Origin of the sequence: Streptomyces sp. GESEQ-35 (assembly GCF_017948485.1) — a bacterium.
GTDB lineage: Bacteria > Actinomycetota > Actinomycetes > Streptomycetales > Streptomycetaceae > Streptomyces.
Genome location: NZ_JAFFSX010000074.1, coordinates 1 through 1,917 on the forward strand (window position 1 = coordinate 1; position 1,917 = coordinate 1,917).

Sequence of the window (1,917 nt, forward strand, 5' to 3'; positions counted from 1 at the left end):
CGTAAGTTGTTTGGCGGTCCGGAAGAGTGGGGTGTGGCTCTAAAGTCGCTTGCCCAAGTGGCTCCGGTGGAGTGGCCGCCCTGCTCTTCGGGACGCCTGGCCGCTGATTGAGATGTGCGAAACGGTCGCTGTTTACGGAGCTGACGGCGGGGCGTCCTCGGACCGAACCGGCACGCTGCCCGAAGCCGAGGAGACGCTCATGACCACGCGGTTGCCACGTTTATGGGTCGGTATCGATGCCAGCAAGGCTCACCATTGGTGGGTCGCGGTCGACGACATCGGAACAACGGTGTGGAACAAGAAGGTCCGCAACGACGAAGCCGCACTTCTGGCCGGTCTCGATGAAGTCCTTCGTCTGGCCGACGATGTGCACTGGGCCGTGGACATCACCGGCACTCCCTCCGCGCTGCTGCTTGCCCTGCTCGCGTTGCACGGCCAACGGGTGGCCTATGTGCCCGGCCGGACGGTCAACCGCATGGCAGGCGCCTACCGCGGCGAGGCCAAGACCGATGCCCGCGACGCCTACGTCATCGCCGACACCGTCCGTCTGCGGCGAGACTTCACTCCCATCGAGGTGCGCGCGGACCTGACCGCGGGCCTGGCCCTGTTGACCACGCACCGCTCCGACCTGATCGCCGACCGGGTCCGTCTGCTCAACCGGCTCCACGACGTGCTCACCGGCATCAGCCCGGCCCTGGAGGCGGCGTTCGACTACGCCGACCACAAGGGTGCCCTGGTTCTGCTCACCGGTTACCAGACCCCCGCCGCCCTGCGCCGTTGCGGGCAAGCCCGCCTGGCCCGTTGGCTCGCCACCCGAAGCGTGCGCCATCCCGACGCAGTGGCCACAGCTGCCCTCAGTGCCGCGGACTCCCAGCACATCACCCTGCCAGGCCAGGACACGGCCGCGCACATCGCCGCGGATCTCGCCCAACAGGTCCTGGCCCTGGACGACCGGCTCAAGCAGCTCGACCGGCAGATCCGCGACGCCTTCCGCACCCACTCGCGGGCCGCCGTCATCGAGTCGATGCCCGGCATGGGCCCCATCCTCGGGGCCGAGTTCCTCGTCGCCGCAGGAGACCTGGCGGCCTACCCCGACGCAGGCCACCTCGCCTCCGCCGCCGGCCTGGTTCCGGTAGCCAAAGACTCTGGACGCCGAACCGGCAACCTGCACCGACCCCAGCGCTACAGCCGACGCCTGCGCCGCGTCTTCTACCTCTCCGCCCAGACCAGCATCATCCGCGACGGCCCCAACCGCACCTACTACCTCAAGAAGCGAGCCGAGGGCCACAAACACATCCCCGCCGTCATCGCCCTCGCCCGCCGACGCGTCGACGTCCTGTGGGCCCTCCTCCGCGACAACCGCCCCTTCACCACCACCCCACCAGCGGCCAGAGCAGCGGCCTGACCCAAGATTCCACAGGCCCCGTTCTGCCCACATCCGGTGGCCAGTTGGATACTTTGAGCCGTCAACACAGGGGGAAGAGCATGAGATACGTGATCATCGAACGGCAGGCTCAGGGCACCTACTGGCACGACCCCAGTCCCTACCTTGCCGAGTTGCCCCGACTCGCGCCGGTCCTCCCGCCCGGGGCACGCGCCTTTGCCACACACCCGGAGCACTACGACTTCTCGGCCCCGCGGTGCGTGAAGGACCTCAGACCCACCGCTCTGCCCCAGACCGCCGGCGCCCCAGATCAGTTCCAGATCCATTTCACCTGGCAGGCCAGTCAAGACCACGTGCTGACAGTTCACTATCACGGCGTCACCAGCGTTCAGCTGGAAGCCGACGAGGGCGGCTCGCTCGAACTGTCCGACTTCAACACCGTCCGCCTGGACGAACTCCTGCCCCACGAGTCCGGCTGCAGCCATGAGCTAAGACTCACGACCGGCAGCATCCGCATCCTCTGCCAGGACCTG

General features: G+C 67.7%; 2 protein-coding genes. Both read left to right on the forward strand.

Translation table 11 applies throughout. The features are described from left to right. Positions 1–199: 199 nt before the first annotated feature. Positions 200–1,405, forward strand: coding sequence for an IS110 family transposase (locus KCH87_RS48380; protein ID WP_210594453.1), 1,206 nt, complete (start codon positions 200–202; stop codon positions 1,403–1,405). Positions 1,406–1,485: 80 nt separating this feature from the next. Beyond that, positions 1,486–1,917, forward strand: a 432-nt coding sequence (locus KCH87_RS48385) for a hypothetical protein (RefSeq protein WP_210594454.1), incomplete at its 3' end; no start/stop codon positions are given.

Coding starts and splice junctions, on each gene's coding strand:
- KCH87_RS48380 (WP_210594453.1), top strand. CDS start 200: ATGACCACGCGGTTGCCACGTTTATGGGTCGGTATCGATGCCAGCAAG.